Source organism: Streptomyces sp. NPDC086080, from assembly GCF_044540255.1.
Lineage (GTDB): Bacteria > Actinomycetota > Actinomycetes > Streptomycetales > Streptomycetaceae > Streptomyces.
The window spans coordinates 12,411-29,888 of sequence record NZ_JBITRU010000040.1; the positions used below are offsets into that span (position 1 = coordinate 12,411).

Sequence of the window (17,478 nt, forward strand, 5' to 3'; positions counted from 1 at the left end):
CCTACGTACGCTGGCCCCATGGAGACGGGGAGCCCGCAGAACGCGGGACCGGTGGAAACGGGCGCGACGGCGCAGGCGGCAGGACCGGTGGGAGCGGAGGGCGAGCCGACCGGCGCGGAGGGCGAGCCGGTATGGATCGCGCTGCCGCCCCGGCTGCTGAGGATGCGCCGGTTGCTGCTGGTGGTGTGGCTCGGACTGCTGACCCTGGCCACCGGGCTGCTGCTCGGGCTGCTGGCCGGGCCGGGGTGGGCCGCCTTCGCGGCACTGCCGCTGGGGGTGCTGGTCTGGGGCTGGGTGCTGCTGGAGCGGAACTGGCGTTCCTGGCGGTATGCGGAACGCGCCGACGACCTGCTGCTCAGCCGAGGTGTCCTGTGGCGCCAGGAGACGGTCGTGCCGTACGGACGGATGCAGCTGGTCGAGGTCACCTCCGGGCCCGTCGAGCGGCACTTCGGGCTGGCCAGCGTGCAGTTGCACACGGCGGCCGCGGCGACCGACGCCACCATCCCCGGCCTCGACCCCGCCGAGGCGGAACGGCTGCGTGACCGGCTCACGGAGCTCGGCGAGGCACGATCGGCGGGGCTGTGACGGCCCCGGACGTCCACGAGGACGTACTACGGGACCGGCCGCCCGTGTCCGAGAGGCGGCTGCACCCCATCACGCCGTTCAGGCGGGCGTGGGCGTTCGTCGCGGTGCTGATCGGATGGGCGGTGCACGACCCCGACCAGGCGCAGCGCCAGCTGACCCGGCTGACGACCACCACCCTGCTGATCGGGCTCGCCGTCATCCTTCCGGCCGCAGCCCTCTACGGCTTCCTGACCTGGTGGTTCACCCACTTCGCGGTGACCGAGAGCGAGCTGCGCATCCGCACCGGGCTGCTGTTCCGGCGCACCGCGCACATCCGGCTGGAGCGGATCCAGGCCATCGACGTCACCCAGCCGCTGCTCGCACGGGTCGCGGGCGTGGCGAAACTCAGACTCGACGTCATAGGCACCGACAAGAAGGACGAACTCGCCTTCCTCGGCGCCGGCGAGGCGCGTGCGCTGCGCGCGGAGCTGCTCGCGCGGGCGGCGGGTTTCGCACCCGAGACGGCCCACGAGGTCGGCGAGGCGCCGTCCCGGCAGATGCTGCGGGTGCCCCCGGGTGTCCTGGCCGTCTCCCTGCTGCTGACCGGCGCGACGTGGGGCTGGCTCATCGTCGCCGCCGTCGCGCTGCCGTCGCTGTGGGCGGCCACCCACAGCCTGTGGACCGTGCTCGCCGCGGCCGTGCCGATGCTGGGCGCGGTGGGCGCGGGCAGCGTGGGGCGGTTCGTCACCGAGTACGACTGGACGCTGAGCGAGTCACCCGACGGGCTGCGCATCGACCACGGGCTGCTGGACCGGGCGCACGAGACGGTACCGCCGGGGCGTGTGCAGACCGTGCGGCTCGTCGAACCGTTGCTGTGGCGGCGGCGCCGCTGGGTGCGCGTGGAGCTGGACGTGGCGGGGTCCTCGAACTCCCTGCTGCTGCCGGTCGCTCCGCGCGAGCTCGCCGAGTCGGTGGTGGCGCGGGTGCTGCCCGGGGTGGACGTGCCCCCGCGTGAGGCGCTCGTCCGGCCGCCGCGCCGCGCGCGGTGGTGCGTACCGGTGTGGTGGCGCGGCTACGGGTTCACCGTCACCGACGCGGTGTTCGCCGCGCGTCACGGGCTGCTGCGGCGCAGCCTGTCCCTGGTGCCGCACGCCAAGGTGCAGAGCGTACGGCTCGTCCAGGGCCCCTGGCAGCGGGCCCGGGGCGTCGCCGACGTCGTGGTGGACACCGGCGCCGACAAGTCGGTCACGGCCCGTCTCCGGGACACCGCGGAGGCGGCGGCCCTGCTGCGGTCCCAGGCCGAGCGGTCCCGTACCGGCCGCAGGGACGCCCTCCCGGACCGCTGGATGACCTGACCCCCGCGGGTACGGCGCGCCGACCCGCACGTGACGAGCCGGACGGCGTATCCGCGTGTGCGCCTGCGCGCAGAGGTGCCCGGGTCCACCGTGCCGCCCTCGCCGTGGGACGGGAACCGGAACGCCGGATGCCGCAGCGGGTGACCACCCAAGTGGGGCGTGTGCGGGCGGGACCGTACGGAACAGGCGGAGGCGAGGGTGCGGTCGCGGGCCGCGTCCGGTCGTGGTCGGCGGAGACGCGCTACGCGTGAAGCGACCCGAGGCCCCGCGCGCGTGCGCCGGACGGCGGCAGGCCCCGGCGTGCCGTCCCCGGACCGGGACGGGGGCGGGGCCCCGCGCGTGGTGTGTGCGCGGGGCCCCGTCGAGGTGGTCGCCGGTCAGGACACCGCGCTGCGCAGGCCCTGGAGGTCGATGTGTTCGGTCTCGTCGTGCTCCGTCAGGTCGATGACCTGGCCGACCTCGCGGGCCTCCTCATCGGCGGGCTTGTACCGCGCCTCGGCCTCGGCCTTGTGCAGCGCGAGCGCCTCCTGGCCGACGACATCGGCGAGGTCCTCGTTCTGCACGGCGTCCAGGGCGGACCCGTCCGCCTCCTTCTTCGTTCCGAAGAAGTCGAAGCCGCCCTGGGCCACCGGACGCCGTACGGGCGCGGTCGGCGGTACGACCGCCACCGCGGTCGGCACGGTGAAGTGGCCGGAGGGCTGCCGCACGGGCTGGGACGGCGGAGCGGCCGGTGCGGTGGAGGCGGCCGCGCGCTCATGGTCGCCGACCGCCTCGGGCTGCCCCTCGGCCTCGTCCTCCTGCGCGGGCTCCGGCTTGGGCTTCCTGGTCGGCTCGGGGCCGTCGTCCTCGGGGGTGCCGTCGCCCTTCGGAGGGTCGTTCCGCTCCGGGGAGGCCTCGTCCCTCGGTGCGTCACCGCCGGCCCGGGGGGTCACGCCGTCCCGCTCGGCGGTGCCGGCCCCGTCAGCGGCCTCGGCACGGCCCTTTGGGGCGTCCGCATCCCCTGCGTCCTCCCCCGCCTCCGCGGCGGCGTCCTCGCCCTTGGCCAATCGCGACAGCGCCGCGTCGGCGCGCAGGAACAACTGCGACCCCTCCGGCGAGAAGACCGCGGGAGCCTCCGACTCCGCCGCGTCCACCGCCTCCTCGGGCGTTTCCTCGGGCGTTTCTGCGGGTGTTTCCGCGGATTCCGGTTCGCCGGATGCCTCCGACGGCCCCGCCGTCAGCGCGCGGGCCGGAACCGTGGCCTCTATCTCGAGCACCCGGCGCTCCTCCAGGACGCTCGCCCGGTCGACCTCCGCCGCCGCGTACCGCCGCAGCAGCGACGCGTGCTCGTTGCGCAGCCCGGCCAGTTCCGCGCGCTTGGCGCGCAGCCGCTGCTCCAGCTTCGTCCGCAGCTCGCGCGACTCCTCCAGGTCGGACTCGAGTTCGGCGACCCGTTCCTCGAAACGCCACTCGTCGCTCGCACGCGCGCGCGTGAGATCGGCGACGCGTCTGCCCGCCTGGGCGTCCCAGTTCCGCATCACGACGGCGCCGACCACCGTGGTGACAGCGGCAACCGCGGCCACCACACGAAGCGCCGTCGGTTGCGTGAACACCCAGGGCCCCAGGGCGCAGACGACGGAGACGCCTGCGATCGCCGACGGGGGCAGCATTCTGTGCAGAGGCGGGGAATGACGGTGACGTCCACGTGGCATGGCCAGAAACTTACCGCGCGTAGGCGAAGCATGGTGCCCTGCCCCGCAAAATCAAAGCCATACCGTAAGTTTCACAGGGCATCAGGGAACCCGTTCCGAACGTGAATGGACACAGGACCCGAATTCATCAAGATCATTTCCTGCCCGGACGACGGTCCGGCCGCAGGGAAGCCGTCTCCCGGGCATTCCACTTCGCGTGTCTCCGCACCGCTGTCCACGGCACCCACCCCGTCCGGGCCTCCACCCGCGCGGAGGGAACCTCTCCCCCGAAGACGCCGTCCTAGAGGGCGCAATGTCACCGGACGCCCGTATCGGCACCGGATCCACGGTCCCCCGCTGAGCCACGGGACGCGATGTCTGTCAGGACAGGTGAGGAAATGTCGGGCGGGAAGCCGGAACCTCCGGGTGGTCGGCACACCCCGGGCCGACGGCGGGATCCCGGGACCCGGCACGGCGTACGCCGCCTGCTGCGCGGACCGCGTCCCGAGGCGGTTCCCTCCCTCGCCGGGCCCGCGTGCGGTCTGCTGGGCCTCCTGGACATCACCGCCGGCGTCCTCCCCCGCTTCCGGCACCACCGTACGCACGCGGTCGCCGAACTGCTGCCCGGCACGCTCGGCCCGTTCGCGGCCGCCCTCTCGCTCAGCGCCGGGGTGCTGTTACTGCTGCTCACGTGCGGGCTCGCCCGGGGCGAACGGCGGGCCTGGCAGGCCGCCGTCACCCTGCTGCCGGCCGGGGCGGTCGCCCAGTTCGTCTACCGCGACTCCCTCCTCGGCGTCCTGCCCGCACTGGCCCTGCTCGCGTTCCTCGTACGCCACCGCGACCGGTTCACCGCCCCGCCCGGCCCGCACGGCAGATCGCGGGCGCTGGCCCATCTCGTCCTGATGGGCGCCGGTTCACTGCTCCTGGGCCTGGTCGTCGTCAACGCCCACCCGGGCCTGCTGATCGACGACCCCAGCCTCGCCGCCCGCCTCACCCACGTCCTGTACGGCATGTTCGGCTTCGAGGGCCCCGTCCACTACCGGGGTGACGTCTCCTGGACCGTCGCCTTCTCGCTCGGCTCACTCGGCGGACTCACCGCCGTCACCACCGTCTACCTCGCCTTCGGGCCCGGACACCCGGCCGCGCGGCTCACCGAGGACGACGAGACGCGGCTGCGCCTCCTGCTCGCCCGGCACAGCGGCCATGACTCCCCCGCCCACCTCGCGCGGCGCCGCGGCAGGGCCGTCGTCTTCTCGCCCAGCGGCAAGGCCGCGGTGACCTACCGCGTGGTCTCCGGGGTGATGCTGGCCGACGGCGACCCGATCGGCGACGTCGAGGCCTGGCCCGGCGCCATCGAACGATTCATGTACGAGGCCGAGGCCCACTCCTGGACCCCGGCCGTCATGGGCTGCTCGGCGACCGGCGCCGAGGTGTGGACCCGCGAGACCGGGCTCGACGCCCTCGAACCGGGCGGCGCGGCGGCGAGGGACGTCGCGAACCCCTCCCTCACCCGCAGCGCCACGCGCAGCGTGAGAACCCGCTGACCGGACCCACGGTCCAGCGCGTCCCGCGGTCCGGCGCCGGACGCACCGTCGTGCGCCGGGAGCCGCCCGGTCGTGTCCTCGCCCCGTCCGGGGCACACCCGGGCCGCCCCCTGGGCCTACGCTGAAGATATGAGCAACCACAGTGGACGCCGTCGGGTCGCGGGCCTTCCTCACTGGGACCGGTGCGCGGTCATGGGAGTCGTGAACGTCACCCCCGACTCCTTCTCCGACGGCGGCCGCTGGTTCGACACGACGACGGCCGTCAAGCACGGCCTCGACCTGGTCGCCCAGGGTGCCGACCTGGTCGACGTCGGCGGCGAGTCCACCCGGCCCGGCGCCTCCCGGGTCGACGAGGCCGAGGAGCTCAGGCGGGTCATCCCCGTGGTCCGCGGCCTCGCCTCCGAGGGCGTCACCATCTCGGTCGACACCATGCGCGCCTCCGTCGCCGAGCGGTCCCTGGAGGCCGGCGCCGCCCTCGTCAACGACGTCAGCGGCGGCCTCGCCGACCCCGCGATGATCCCGGTCGTGTCCGCCGCCGGGGCCCCGTTCGTCGTCATGCACTGGCGCGGCTTCCTGGAGGGCGGAAACGTCAGGGGCGTGTACGCCGACGTGGTCACCGAGGTCCGCGACGAGCTGCACGCGCGTGTGGAGGCCGTCCTGGAGGGCGGCATCGCGGCCGACCGCGTGATCGTCGACCCGGGCCTCGGCTTCTCCAAGGACGCCGACCACGACCTGGCCCTGCTCGCCCGTCTCGACCGTCTCCTGGGTCTCGGCCATCCCGTACTCGTCGCCGCCTCCCGCAAGCGGTTCCTCGGTCGTGTCCTGGCCGGCCCGGACACCACGCCCCCTCCCGCCCGCGAACGCGACGCGGCCACCGCCGCCGTCTCCGCCCTCGCCGCGAAGGCGGGCGCCTGGGCGGTCCGTGTGCACGAGGTACGCGCGACCGCGGACGCCGTACGGGTCACCCGCGCGATAGAACAGGCACGCACGGCACCCCCCACACCCCCCCGACCCGGCGCGCGCGGCGCAGAGGGAGCCCGGTGACCGCACCCCACACCGATGTCGAGCAGGTCGAGGCCGCCAACACCGCCTTCTACGAGGCACTGGAGAGGGGCGACTTCGAAGAGGTCGCCTCGCTCTGGCTCACCCCGGCCGATCTCGGCGTCGACGAGACCTACCACGACCCGGCGGACAGCGGCGTGGTCTCCTGCGTCCATCCCGGCTGGCCGGTACTCACCGGACGCGGCGAGGTCCTGAGGTCGTACGCCCTGATCATGGCGAACACCGACTACATCCAGTTCTTCCTCACCGATGTGCACATCTCCGTCACCGGCGACACCGCGGTGGTGACCTGCTCCGAGAACATCCTCAGCGGCGGCCCGGCCCCCGAGGCCGGCGAGGAGCTGGGCCCCCTGGTGGGCCAGCTCGTCGTCGCCACCAACGTGTTCCGGCGCACCCCGGCCGGATGGAAGCTCTGGTCGCACCACGCCTCCCCGGTCCTCGCCGAGGAGGACGAGTCCGAGGAGGACGACACCCCCGAACCCGGCACCCCCGGCTGAACACCGGGGACGGAACACCCCGGACCGGGCATCTCGGATCGGGCCTCTCGGACCGAGCGCCCGGGACAAGCGATCGGGACAAGCGATCGGGACAACAGCACCCCGACCGAACAGCCGGGCCGGATTCCGGCCCTCCGACATGGCCGGAATCACGACGCCAGGGGCGGATACGGCCGCCGGCCGTCCTGTGAACCTTCGCCCTCCTCAGGGCAAACGGGAGGTGAGGCCTCCGCACACCGGCCCGCGGCGGCACCCCCGGGGCATCGGCGATGTCGGTGGCCACGGGTAGATTCGGGTACAGGCCGGTGTGCCCTCCGTACCCGGGACCGACCGGCCGGACCGACGACTGCAGGAGTGATTCGCGTGGATCGTGTCGCGCTGCGCGGCCTGAAGGCCCGCGGGCACCACGGGGTGTTCCCGAAGGAACGCGAGGAGGGCCAGACCTTCATCGTGGACCTCGTGCTCGGCCTGGACACCCGGCCGGCCGCGGCCGACGACGACCTGACGAAGACCGTGCACTACGGCATCGTGGCCGAGGAGGTCGTGGCCGTCGTCCAGGGGGAGCCCGTCAACCTCATCGAGACGCTCGCCGAGCACATCGCCCAGGTCTGTCTGAAGCACGACGTGGTGCGGGAGGTCGAGGTGTGCGTCCACAAGCCGGACGCGCCGATCACCGTGCCCTTCGACGACGTGACCGTCACCATCACCCGGAGCCGCGTATGACCAGGCCGTCCACCACGGGCCACACCGACCCGACCGTCCAGCCCGTCCCCGCCTCCGTGGTCGAGCGGGTCGACGCCGCCGACACCACCCTGCAGAACCCCCGGCCGGCCGTGGTCTCCCTCGGCGCCAACCTGGGCAACCGCCTGGAGACCCTCCAGGGCGCCGTGGACGCCCTGGAGGACACCCCGGGCATCCGGGTCAAGGCGGTCTCCCCCGTGTACGAGACGGAGCCATGGGGCGTCGACCCCGGCAGCCAGCCCTCGTACTTCAACGCGGTCGTGGTCCTGAAGACCACCCTGCCCCCGTCCTCCCTGCTGGAGCGGGCACAGGCGGTCGAGGACGCCTTCCACCGGGTACGGGACGAGCGCTGGGGCCCGCGCACCCTGGATGTGGACATCGTCGCCTACGCGGACCTCCACTCGGACGACCCCCGGCTCACCCTGCCGCACCCGCGCGCCCACGAGCGTGCCTTCGTCCTCGCCCCCTGGAACGACATCGACCCCGGCGCGCGCCTTCCCGGCCACGGATCGGTCGCCGATCTTCTCGGCGCGGTCACCCGGGACGGGGTCACGCCCCGCGCGGACCTGGAACTCCGGCTGCCCGAGTAGCCGTTAAGGTCGAGACGACCACTTTCCGGGGCACCGGTCCGGGGAACGCGAAGGGACACCGTGAAAGAGCTGCGCATCAGGGTGCTGGCCGGCGTCTTCGTCGTCGCCGGAATCCTGTCCTGGGCCGGCGCCCGCCTGTGGAACTCCTTCGGGACCCTCCCGAGCGTGCCCGTGGCCGCGCCCATCGTCCTCGCCCTGATCGCGGTGGTCCTCGCGGCCACCGCGCTCTCGCTGCGCGCCCGCCTCAAGGCCCAGCGCGAGCGGCAGCACGACGCCAAGGGCGTCGACCCGTTGATGGCGGCCCGGGCGGTCGTGTTCGGTCAGGCCAGCGCCCTGGTGGCGGCCCTGGTCGCCGGTATGTACGGCGGCACGTTCGTCTTCCTGCTGGAATCCCTGGACATCCCCGCCCGCCGCGACCAGGCCATCTACGCCGGGTTTTCGGTCGTGGCGGGCATCGGCGTCATAGCGGCGGCCCTCTTCCTGGAGCGCGTCTGCAGGCTCCCGGAGGACGACGAGCACAACGGCCCAGGGGCTGTGCCGACCGTGTGACACGTCTGGCCTACCAAGGCTGGCGGGCCAGGTGTCCGTTGACCAGGAAGCCGGGGTGGGGATCGAGTCGGTAGCTGTAAAGGGTGAACGGCTTGTTCGTGGTGGTCCGCAGCCGAACCTCGCGGACCTGGGTCCAGTTGGACTCTCGGAGTTGCAGGGAGTGCTGCTCAGCTTTGAAGGTCCCCCGCGAGGGCCAGCTGTCGGCCACGACCAAGTGTGATGCCAACCCGTTGGTCTTCGGGGTGAACCGTGCGCCCACCACCTGCGCCGGCTCGGAAAGGAACGGCACGTTGCCGCTGACCAGCAGGCGACCGGACCAAGCCCTGGAACGGAAGCCATCGCCGTCCGTGTAGCCGTCGAGGAAGCCCTCGAACGTTTCCCCGTCCCGGAGTACAACCCTGGGAAATCGCTGTCTCATGTGGTGCGCGTCTCCGCCCACGTACTGCCTCATCAGGTCGGCCAGATACGACGACACCACACGCACACGAAAGCCCGGAACATCCCTCTGGAGGTACCCGGATGGCCGCGTCACTGCCTCCAGACGTGCAGGGAGACCGGTGGCCGCTGTCAGGCACGTCGCATAGCGCGTGGCGAACGTCTTGTCATTGACCACCAGGGACAGATAGTTCTTGCCGACGCTGCCGTCCGCGCAATTGGCTCCGATCAGGTAGCCGAGCTCATAACCCGGCTTGATGATCAACCGTGTACGACACAACTTCCGCGCCTGTGTCCAGGCGAGCACGGTCCCCGCAGCGTCCCTCGCGTTGACCCATCCATCGGGCGTACCCAACATCTGGTCGGGTGCCACGGTGAATCTCACGTGATCGGTCACGACGTCCGCCACTTCACGAGCCCGGACCGTGGTGACCGCTGTGACCGTGGTCCGGACCGTACGCCCCCCGTCCAGCGTCCAAAGGCGACACCCCACCCGTACATCCCTCGCCGGCAAGCGACCGTCCACAGCGTTCACCGTCTGCTTACTGGGCAGTCCGTACTCCACGGCAATCCTCCTTGATCAGCGAGCAGCTCACTGATCAAGGAAGGTATCGGGCACCACTGACAATCACGTCAGCGCGCCAATATCAGGCTCATTGCCTCGGATCGGGTCGTAGCGTCCCGCAGCTGACCACGCACCGCCGACGTCGTGGTCTTGGCACCGGGCTTGCGAATGCCACGTACCGACATGCACATGTGCTCGGCCTCGATGACGACAATCGCACCCCGAGCTTCAAGGATTCTCATGAGAGAGTCGGCAATCTGTGTGGTGAGACGTTCCTGCACCTGCAGGCGACGAGCGAACACCTCAACCAGCCGGGCAAGCTTCGACAGGCCGGTGATCTTGCCGTTTTCGGCCGGGATGTACCCGATGTGGGCCACGCCGTGGAAAGGCAACATGTGGTGCTCGCACAGGCTGACGACTTCAATGTCCTTCACGAGGACCATTTCGTCATGCCCGATGTCGAAGGTAGTCGTGAGTACTTCCTCGGGCTGCCGCGCATGCCCGGCCAGAAGTTCCCGATACGCCCGCGCCACCCGTGCCGGAGTCTCCTGAAGCCCTTCGCGGTCCGGATCTTCCCCAACCGCGATCAGCAGCTCACGTACGGCGTTCTCAGCCCGCTTCTCGTCGAACTCGCCGATGCGGGCCTTGCCGTCCAGCGTCACGGGGTCGGTCATGGAGTGCCTCGTTCCTGTGCCTTCACGCGTGACGGGCACGCGTCTCAACTGCGGGTACGCAAAACGCCGCGCCCCCAGGCTAGAACCAGGGGGGCGCGGCATCCATTCCGGGCCCGGTGGGGCGCCGTGAGCCGTGGGTCAGCTCTCGGGGCGTTCCTCCGGGGTCCGCTCGGGCGCCGGGGCGGGCTCCGCCGCGGTGCTCTTGACGGTGGTGATGGCCGGCGTCGCGCCGTTCGCGCCGTTCGTCAGGGCCAGCTCCTTGGGGGAGAGGACCGGCGGACGGGTGGACGGCGTACGGTGCGAGGAGCCGGTCCAGGCGGGCCGGGGCGGGCGCTTGACGATCGGCGCGAAGACCTCGGCGATCTCCTCCTTGCCCAGCGTCTCCCGCTCCAGGAGGGCCAGGACCAGGTTGTCGAGGACGTCGCGGTTCTCGACCAGGATCTCCCACGCCTCGTTGTGCGCGGTCTCGATGAGCTTCTTGACCTCTTCGTCCACCAGCGCGGCGACCTCTTCCGAGTAGTCCCGCTGGTGAGCCATCTCACGGCCCAGGAACGGCTCGGTGTTGTCGCCGCCGAACTTGATCGCGCCGAGCCGCTCGGTCATGCCGTACTGCGTGACCATCGCCCGGGCCAGACCCGTGGCCTTCTCGATGTCGTTGGCCGCACCGGTGGTCGGGTCGTGGAAGACGAGCTCCTCCGCCGCGCGGCCGCCCAGCATGTAGGCCAGCTGGTCCAGCATCTCGTTGCGCGTGGTGGAGTACTTGTCCTCGTCGGGCAGGACCATGGTGTAGCCGAGGGCGCGGCCTCTGGACAGGATGGTGATCTTGTGGACCGGGTCGGAGTTCGGTGAGGCCGCCGCGACCAGGGCGTGACCGCCCTCGTGGTACGCGGTGATCTTCTTCTCCTTGTCCGACATGATCCGGGTCCGCTTCTGCGGGCCCGCCACCACACGGTCGATCGCTTCGTCCAGCATGTGGTTGTCGATGAGCTTCTGATCGCTGCGCGCGGTCAGCAGCGCGGCCTCGTTCAGCACGTTGGCCAGGTCGGCACCGGTCATGCCGGGGGTACGGCGGGCGACGGCCGACAGGTCGACGTCCGGGGCGACCGGCTTGCCCTTCTGGTGCACCTTGAGGATCTCCAGCCGGCCCTGCATGTCCGGGCGGTCGACCGCGATCTGGCGGTCGAAGCGGCCGGGCCGCAGAAGGGCCGGGTCGAGGATGTCGGGCCGGTTCGTCGCGGCGATGAGGATCACGCCGCCCTTGACGTCGAAGCCGTCCATCTCGACGAGGAGCTGGTTCAGGGTCTGCTCGCGCTCGTCGTGACCACCGCCGAGGCCGGCGCCGCGGTGGCGGCCGACCGCGTCGATCTCGTCGACGAAGACGATCGCGGGAGCGTTGGCCTTGGCCTGCTCGAACAGGTCACGGACCCGGGAGGCACCGACACCGACGAACATCTCGACGAAGTCGGAACCGGAGATCGAGTAGAACGGCACGCCCGCCTCGCCCGCGACGGCACGCGCGAGCAGGGTCTTGCCGGTACCGGGCGGGCCGTACAGCAGCACGCCCTTGGGGATCTTGGCGCCGACGGCCTGGAACTTCGCCGGCTCCTGCAGGAACTCCTTGATCTCGTGGAGTTCCTCGACGGCCTCGTCGGACCCCGCGACATCGGAGAACGTCGTCTTCGGGGTGTCCTTGGTGATGAGCTTCGCCTTGGACTTGCCGAACTGCATGACGCGGGAGCCGCCGCCCTGCATCTGATTCATCAGGAACAGGAAGACCACGACGATGAGGACGAACGGCAGCAGCGACAGCAGAATGCTCACGAACGGGTTCTGCTTCGACGGCGAGACCGTGTAGCCGTCCGGGATCTGCTCGTTCTGGAACTTGTCCTGCAGCGTATTGGCGATGGTGACGCCCTGGTCGCCGATATAGCTCGCCTGGATCTTCGAGCTGTCCTTGACCTTCTCGCCGTCCTTGAGCGTGACCTTGATGATCTGCTCGTCGCCGGTGGTCAGCTTGGCCGACTCGACCTTGTTCTCATTGATCGCCTGGACGACCTGGCCGGTGTCCACCGTCTTGTAGCCGCCGGACGAGCCGACGACCTGCATCAACACGACCACGGCAAGGACGGCCAGCACGATCCACATGACCGGCCCACGGAAGTATCGCTTCACGTCCATCCATACGGAGCGGTGCCGCCCCGTCCCTCCTGCCATAGTGAGTTTGACAAAGACTGTTCTTCGGACGGTACCCCAGCATTGCCCCCCGAAGCTGCGGGGGGACAGCCGGCATTCGCGTCCACGCATGCTCCAACGCCGCGGAGCCCGCCGGGGTTCCCGATCACCGTACGGCGGGCCGGGCCCTGGCGTTCAGCCGCCGTAGACGTGGGGGGCGAGCGTACCGACGAACGGAAGGTTGCGGTACTTCTCGGCGTAGTCGAGGCCGTACCCGACGACGAACTCGTTGGGGATGTCGAAGCCGACCCATGCCACGTCGATCGCGACCTTGGCGGCCTCGGGCTTGCGCAGCAGCGTGCACACCTTGAGAGAGGCGGGCTCGCGCGAGCCGAGGTTGGAGATCAGCCAGGAGAGGGTCAGTCCCGAGTCGATGATGTCCTCGACGATCAGGACGTGACGGCCCTTGATGTCGGTGTCGAGGTCCTTGAGGATCCGCACCACACCCGAGGACTGGGTGCCCGCCCCGTACGACGACACGGCCATCCAGTCCATGGTGACAGGGGTGGACAGCGCTCGCGCGAGGTCGGCCATCACCATCACCGCGCCCTTGAGCACACCGACGATCAGCACGTCCTTGCCCGCGTACTCCGCGTCGATCTTCGCGGCAAGCTCCACCAGCTTGGCGTCGATCTCTTCCTTGGTGATGAGCACCTTCTCGAGGTCGGCACCCATGTCTTTCGCGTCCACCCGCATCACTTTCGGTCGTCCCACCGGCCGGTCCGGTCCGCCCCGCGACTCACAGGGTCGGTGGGGTCCGGAATCAGCCCTGCCGAATCACCAGTCTGCCACCCTGCCGGCGAGCGACGACCCGGCCGGGGAGATTGATGGCCCCCTGACCGCGCCAGCCGGTGATCAGCCGGTCGACCTCCTCGATGTGGCGGGCGAACAGCGAACCGGCCGGAGCACCGGCCTCGATGGCGGCGCGGCGCAGCACCCGGCGGCGCACCGCGGGCGGCAGCGCGTGCAGCGCGGCACACTCCAGGCGGCCGTCGTCGTCCCGTACGCCGGCCTCGGCCCGGCCGGCCCACGCGTCGAGCGCGTCGGCGTCGTCGCGGGAGAGCTGGGCCGTCCGGGCGAGGGCCTCGACGACGCCCTTGCCGAGGGCCTTCTCCAGAGCGGGCAGGCCCTCGTGGCGGAGCCGGGAGCGGGTGTAGGCGGGGTCGGCGTTGTGCGGGTCGTCCCAGACGGGGAGGGACTGGACCATGCAGGCCTTGCGGGCGGTCTGCCGGTCGAGCTGGAGGAAGGGGCGCCGGTAACGGCCGTCGGCCCCCGAGACCGCGGCCATTCCGGACAGGGAGCGGATGCCGGAGCCCCGGGCGAGGCCGAGCAGGACGGTCTCGGCCTGGTCGTCGCGGGTGTGGCCGAGCAGGACGGCGGCGGCGCCGTGCCGTTCGGCGGCGGAGTCCAGGGCGGCGTAGCGGGCGTCCCGGGCGGCCGCCTCGGGTCCGCCGGCCCCTCTTCCCCCGCCACGCCGGTTCGAGGCGCTGTGCGCCACCTTCGTCTCGCGGCCGACGGCGACGGCGACGGATTCGACGGGGCTGAGGCCGAGTTCGCGCAGGCGCACGACGACGTCGGCGGCGCGCTGGTCGGAACCGGCCTGGAGGCCGTGGTCGACGGTCACGCCGCCGGCGCGCAGGCCGAGCCGGGGGGCTTCGAAGGCGAGGGCGGAGGCGAGCGCCATGGAGTCGGCACCGCCCGAGCAGGCCACGAGCACGAGCGGGGAGGAGGCCGGCTCGTGCGGTGGGTGGCCGGGAGCTCGGCCGTGGTCGTCGAGGATGTCGGTCAGGACGCGGCGGACCGCCAGGCGTATCGCCGCGACCGCAGGATGGGGACCCATGTCCGGTTCCCTTCATGAAGTTTTCGGGGGGTGAGCCCGAGGTCCGGTCACTCAGAGTGTGTAGATGGTGACAGAACCGGGGCGTACCCCGAGCATTGCACGCCTGCCCAGAGCCCACGGTCCCTCGGACGGGTGATTGGCGGGGCGTCCGTCTGCCAACGGCCGGATGCCTCGCCCGACGGGGACGCGGGGCTCACGCCTCCGGTTTGCGGTGCACCCGGGTGATCCAGTCCACCGGTTTGGCGATCTCCGCCTTGGTGGGGAGGGTGTTGGGCGAGGTCCACACCCGGTTGAAGCCGTCCATGCCGACCTCCTCCACGACGGCGCGCACAAAGCGTTCGCCGTCGCGGTACTGCCGGAGCTTCGCGTCCAGGCCGAGCAGCTTGCGCAGGGCCATGTCCAGCCGGGAGGCGCCCTTGGCACGGCGCTGCTGGAACTTCTCACGGATCTCGGCGACGCTCGGCACCACCTCGGGTCCCACCCCGTCCATGACGAAGTCCGCGTGGCCCTCCAGCAGGGACATCACGGCCGTGAGCCGGCCGAGGATCTCGCGCTGCGCGGGCGTCTGCACGATCTCCACGAGGGAGCGGCCTTCGTCGCCCTCCTCGCCCTCGGGACGGCCGCCGACGAGGGACTGCGCGGCCTCGCGGACGCGTTCCAGGACGGTCATGGGGTCGACGTCGGTCTCCTCCAGGAACGACTGGATCTCGCCCTCCAGATGGTCCCGCAGCCAGGGCACCGCGGTGAACTGGGTGCGGTGGGTCTCCTCGTGGAGGGTCACCCACAGGCGGAAGTCGTGCGGTTCGACATCGAGCTCGCGCTCGACGTGAACGATGTTGGGGGCGACTAGCAGCAGCCGGCCGCCGCCGTTCGCACCGGCCGGGAGGTCGCGGGTGGCGGGGGCGAAGGTCTCGTACTGGCCGAGGACGCGGGAGGCGAGGAAGGACAGCAGCATGCCCAGTTCCACGCCGGTGACCTTGCCGCCGACGGCGCCGAGGACCACATTGCCGGGGCCGGTGCCGCGGCGTTCCTGCATCTTGTCGAGGAGCGGCTTGAGCAGTTCACGGAAGCCGGCGACATTGGCCCGGACCCAGCCGGGGCGGTCGACGACGAGCAGCGGGGTGTCGTGGGTCTCCTCGGTGCCGAGTCCGGTGAAGCCCCGGACATGTTCCTCCGCGGAGACCGCGTGCCGGCGCAGTTCCGCGACGACGGCGCGGGCCTCGTCACGGCTCACGTCGGGGCCCGGGCGCATGAGCCGGGTCGCGGTCGCGACCGCGAGATTCCAGTCGACCATCCCGGAAGAGGCAGCACCACCGATGCTCGTCATGCGTCAACGGTACGTGAGTGCCCCGGCTTGGGGCAGGGCGACGAGGGGCGGGGCGGGGTGGAGGCCGGGCGGCCGGGGAAGGCGGCGGCGATACCCGTCGGGGGGTGGGCAGGTTCGGCGGGAAGGTGTTTTCGCCCCCGCCGCCCCTTCCCGTCCCGTCCCTGGGGGCTTCGCCCCAGACCCCCTCGCGCAGTTCCCCGCGCCCCTTGTGGGCTCCGACGGCGGGTCAGCGGCAGCCGCAGGCGGCCAGGGCGGTGGCCGCCTTGTCCAGGGCGGACTGGGCCGCGTCCGGGCCGGTGGTGTCGTTCGCCAGGAAGGCGAAGGCCAGCAGTCGTCCGTCCTTGTCGACGACGGTCCCCGCCAGCGTGTTCACGCCGGTGAGCGTTCCGGTCTTGGCGCGTACGACGCCGGCCGCGCCGTCGCCGTAACGGCCTGCCAGGGTGCCGGTGAAGCCGGCGACGGGCAGTCCGGTGAGGGCGGGGCGCAGCTCGGGACGGGCCGGGTCGCCGGCCTTGACGAGCAGGGCGGTGAGCAGGTCGGCGGTGAGTTTGTCCCGCCGGTCGAGGCCGCTGCCGTCCTTGACGTCGGCACCCTTCAGCGGGAGGCCGAGCTGTTGGAGGCGGGCGGTGATCGCCGCGCCACCGCCGGCGAAGTCGGCGGGTTTGCCGGTGGCGAGGGCGGTGTGCCGGGCGAGGGCCTCGGCGAGGTCGTTGTCACTGTGGGTCAGCATCCGTTCGACGAGGGCGGCGAGCGGGGGTGAGGAGACCGTGGCGAGGGTGGTGGCCCGGGTGGTGGCCTTCGACGCACCGGGCGGCGTGACCTTGATGCCGTGCTCCGTCAGCAGGTCGCCGAACTTCCGCGCGGCGTCTGCCGCCGGGTCCGGTACCCGCGGGGCGGGGCCGCTGACGGAGTCGTCGGTGCGGGCCTCGTCGACCATCAGCGGGGTGACGGCGGCGATGTTGGGGTTCTCCCCGATCGGGTGCGTCGTGGCGCCCTTGTAGAGGGTCGTGTCGTACGACAGCGTCACCTCGCGCACCCCGCGTTCGGCGAGGGCGGCGGCGGACCGCTCGGCGAGTTCCCGCAGGCCGGCGAGGCCCCGGGCCTCCTTGCGGGCGGTGAGGGTGGGGTCGCCGCCCCCGACCAGGACGACCTCCTTCGTGTCGGGTTCGTACACCACGCGGGTGGTGAGGCGGTGGTCGGCGCCCATGGCGGAGAGCGCGGCGACGGCGGTGGCGATCTTCGTGGTCGACGCAGGGACCAACGCGTCCGCCGAGCCGGTGCCGTACAGCCGTTGGCCGGTGGCCACGTCGACCACGGCGGCGGAGCGGCTGCCGAGTGCCGGGATCTTCAGCAGCGGGTCGAGGACGCCGGCCAGGGTCTTGGCGGCGGGTGCCGACCGCGCGGCGGTGGCGGTGCCGCCGAGGCCGGTGAGCACGGAGGCCGCCGGAGGGGCGGCCCCCGGTCCGCGGGGCGGCGTACCGGCGTGGGCGCGGCCGCCGCCGTGATCTGTGCCACGCGAGGCCGCCAGGGCCACGGCGCGGTCCCGCTCGGCCGTACGCTGACCCGAGGAGTCCCAGGGACCGGCGGCGGTCGCCACACCCGCGGCCAGCGCCAGACCGGCGGTGGCGGCGGTCGCGGTGAACTGCCAGGTCTTCGGCCGCGTGACCTGTGGTGAGCCCTTCCGGCCGGTCAGCGCCGACCGTGGCCGTACGGCCGCGGCGACGCGCGCCAGACGTGGCCGTACGGTCTCCGCCGCCCGGGCGACACGCGGCCGTACGGCACCCACGAACCGCACGACATGCGGTCTCGCGGCCCGCCAAGGCCTCAGCTCTG

Annotated in this window: 15 protein-coding genes and 1 pseudogene; 8 read left to right on the forward strand and 8 right to left on the reverse strand. The window is 71.8% G+C overall.

All coding sequences use genetic code 11. The features are described 5' to 3' along the window. The first annotated feature begins 18 nt into the window (after positions 1-18). Positions 19-585 (forward strand): PH domain-containing protein, encoded by a 567-nt coding sequence (locus tag ACIF9R_RS32885; protein ID WP_399986069.1) that lies wholly within the window; start codon positions 19-21, stop codon positions 583-585. After that, positions 582-1,919, forward strand: a complete 1,338-nt coding sequence (locus ACIF9R_RS32890; protein ID WP_399986070.1) for a PH domain-containing protein — start codon at positions 582-584, stop codon at positions 1,917-1,919. The genes ACIF9R_RS32885 and ACIF9R_RS32890 overlap by 4 nt, the downstream gene beginning before the upstream one ends. Positions 1,920-2,296: 377 nt before the next feature. On the opposite strand, the gene ACIF9R_RS32895 is transcribed toward ACIF9R_RS32890, so the two are convergent. Continuing rightward, positions 2,297-3,568, reverse strand: coding sequence for a hypothetical protein (locus tag ACIF9R_RS32895; protein ID WP_399986071.1), 1,272 nt, complete (start codon positions 3,566-3,568; stop codon positions 2,297-2,299). A gap of 419 nt (positions 3,569-3,987) precedes the next feature. Between ACIF9R_RS32895 and ACIF9R_RS32900 the strand changes: the two are divergent. The 6 genes and pseudogenes from ACIF9R_RS32900 to ACIF9R_RS32925 form a co-directional block, all read left to right on the forward strand. Continuing rightward, positions 3,988-5,124, forward strand: a pseudogene (locus tag ACIF9R_RS32900) (phosphatidylglycerol lysyltransferase domain-containing protein); the annotation flags it as partial. Positions 5,125-5,262: 138 nt separating this feature from the next. After that, positions 5,263-6,177 carry a dihydropteroate synthase gene (gene folP, locus ACIF9R_RS32905; protein WP_399986072.1) on the forward strand — a complete coding sequence of 305 codons (915 nt, stop codon included), beginning with the start codon at positions 5,263-5,265 and terminating at the stop codon, positions 6,175-6,177. Further along, on the forward strand, positions 6,174-6,692 hold the full coding sequence (locus ACIF9R_RS32910; RefSeq protein ID WP_399986073.1) for a nuclear transport factor 2 family protein: 519 nt from the start codon (positions 6,174-6,176) through the stop codon (positions 6,690-6,692). Before folP ends, ACIF9R_RS32910 begins: the two co-directional genes overlap by 4 nt. 363 nt (positions 6,693-7,055) lie before the next feature. Next, positions 7,056-7,415, forward strand: coding sequence for a dihydroneopterin aldolase (gene folB, locus ACIF9R_RS32915; RefSeq protein WP_397745787.1), 360 nt, complete (start codon positions 7,056-7,058; stop codon positions 7,413-7,415). Continuing rightward, the gene (folK, locus tag ACIF9R_RS32920; protein ID WP_399986074.1) at positions 7,412-8,023 is read left to right on the forward strand and encodes a 2-amino-4-hydroxy-6-hydroxymethyldihydropteridine diphosphokinase; all 612 of its coding nucleotides are present in this window, start codon (positions 7,412-7,414) and stop codon (positions 8,021-8,023) included. The genes folB and folK overlap by 4 nt, the downstream gene beginning before the upstream one ends. Before the next feature lie 60 nt (positions 8,024-8,083). Next, positions 8,084-8,572 carry a DUF3180 domain-containing protein gene (locus tag ACIF9R_RS32925; RefSeq protein WP_399986075.1) on the forward strand — a complete coding sequence of 163 codons (489 nt, stop codon included), beginning with the start codon at positions 8,084-8,086 and terminating at the stop codon, positions 8,570-8,572. 10 nt (positions 8,573-8,582) lie between these two features. On the opposite strand, the gene ACIF9R_RS32930 is transcribed toward ACIF9R_RS32925, so the two are convergent. The 7 genes from ACIF9R_RS32930 to dacB all read right to left on the reverse strand — a co-directional run bounded on the left by ACIF9R_RS32930 (position 8,583) and on the right by dacB (position 17,440). Continuing rightward, complete coding sequence (locus ACIF9R_RS32930) at positions 8,583-9,272, reverse strand: hypothetical protein (RefSeq protein ID WP_399986076.1); 690 nt, start codon at positions 9,270-9,272, stop codon at positions 8,583-8,585. A gap of 368 nt (positions 9,273-9,640) precedes the next feature. Further along, positions 9,641-10,246: a GTP cyclohydrolase I FolE gene (folE, locus tag ACIF9R_RS32935; protein ID WP_399986077.1), complete on the reverse strand. Its 606-nt coding sequence runs from the start codon at positions 10,244-10,246 to the stop codon at positions 9,641-9,643. 138 nt (positions 10,247-10,384) lie between these two features. Continuing rightward, on the reverse strand, positions 10,385-12,424 hold the full coding sequence (gene ftsH, locus ACIF9R_RS32940; RefSeq protein ID WP_399986078.1) for an ATP-dependent zinc metalloprotease FtsH: 2,040 nt from the start codon (positions 12,422-12,424) through the stop codon (positions 10,385-10,387). Between the two features lie 189 nt (positions 12,425-12,613). Further along, positions 12,614-13,174, reverse strand: coding sequence for a hypoxanthine phosphoribosyltransferase (hpt, locus tag ACIF9R_RS32945; protein WP_399986108.1), 561 nt, complete (start codon positions 13,172-13,174; stop codon positions 12,614-12,616). Positions 13,175-13,241: 67 nt separating this feature from the next. Continuing rightward, positions 13,242-14,318 (reverse strand): tRNA lysidine(34) synthetase TilS, encoded by a 1,077-nt coding sequence (gene tilS / locus ACIF9R_RS32950; RefSeq protein ID WP_399986079.1) that lies wholly within the window; start codon positions 14,316-14,318, stop codon positions 13,242-13,244. A gap of 193 nt (positions 14,319-14,511) precedes the next feature. Continuing rightward, a complete protein-coding gene (locus ACIF9R_RS32955) occupies positions 14,512-15,645 on the reverse strand; it encodes a zinc-dependent metalloprotease (protein ID WP_399986080.1) in 1,134 nt (377 codons plus the stop codon). A gap of 226 nt (positions 15,646-15,871) precedes the next feature. Continuing rightward, positions 15,872-17,440, reverse strand: a complete 1,569-nt coding sequence (gene dacB, locus ACIF9R_RS32960; protein ID WP_399986109.1) for a D-alanyl-D-alanine carboxypeptidase/D-alanyl-D-alanine-endopeptidase — start codon at positions 17,438-17,440, stop codon at positions 15,872-15,874. Positions 17,441-17,478 lie beyond the last annotated feature (38 nt).

Excerpts from the sequence above, each read along its gene's own strand:
- ACIF9R_RS32885 (WP_399986069.1), top strand. The coding sequence starts at position 19 with ATGGAGACGGGGAGCCCGCAGAACGCGGGACCGGTGGAAACGGGCGCG.
- ACIF9R_RS32895 (WP_399986071.1), bottom strand. The coding sequence starts at position 3,568 with ATGCTGCCCCCGTCGGCGATCGCAGGCGTCTCCGTCGTCTGCGCCCTG.
- folP (WP_399986072.1), top strand. The coding sequence starts at position 5,263 with ATGAGCAACCACAGTGGACGCCGTCGGGTCGCGGGCCTTCCTCACTGG.
- folK (WP_399986074.1), top strand. The coding sequence starts at position 7,412 with ATGACCAGGCCGTCCACCACGGGCCACACCGACCCGACCGTCCAGCCC.
- folE (WP_399986077.1), bottom strand. The coding sequence starts at position 10,246 with ATGACCGACCCCGTGACGCTGGACGGCAAGGCCCGCATCGGCGAGTTC.
- ftsH (WP_399986078.1), bottom strand. The coding sequence starts at position 12,424 with ATGGACGTGAAGCGATACTTCCGTGGGCCGGTCATGTGGATCGTGCTG.
- hpt (WP_399986108.1), bottom strand. The coding sequence starts at position 13,174 with ATGCGGGTGGACGCGAAAGACATGGGTGCCGACCTCGAGAAGGTGCTC.
- tilS (WP_399986079.1), bottom strand. The coding sequence starts at position 14,318 with ATGGGTCCCCATCCTGCGGTCGCGGCGATACGCCTGGCGGTCCGCCGC.
- ACIF9R_RS32955 (WP_399986080.1), bottom strand. The coding sequence starts at position 15,645 with ATGACGAGCATCGGTGGTGCTGCCTCTTCCGGGATGGTCGACTGGAAT.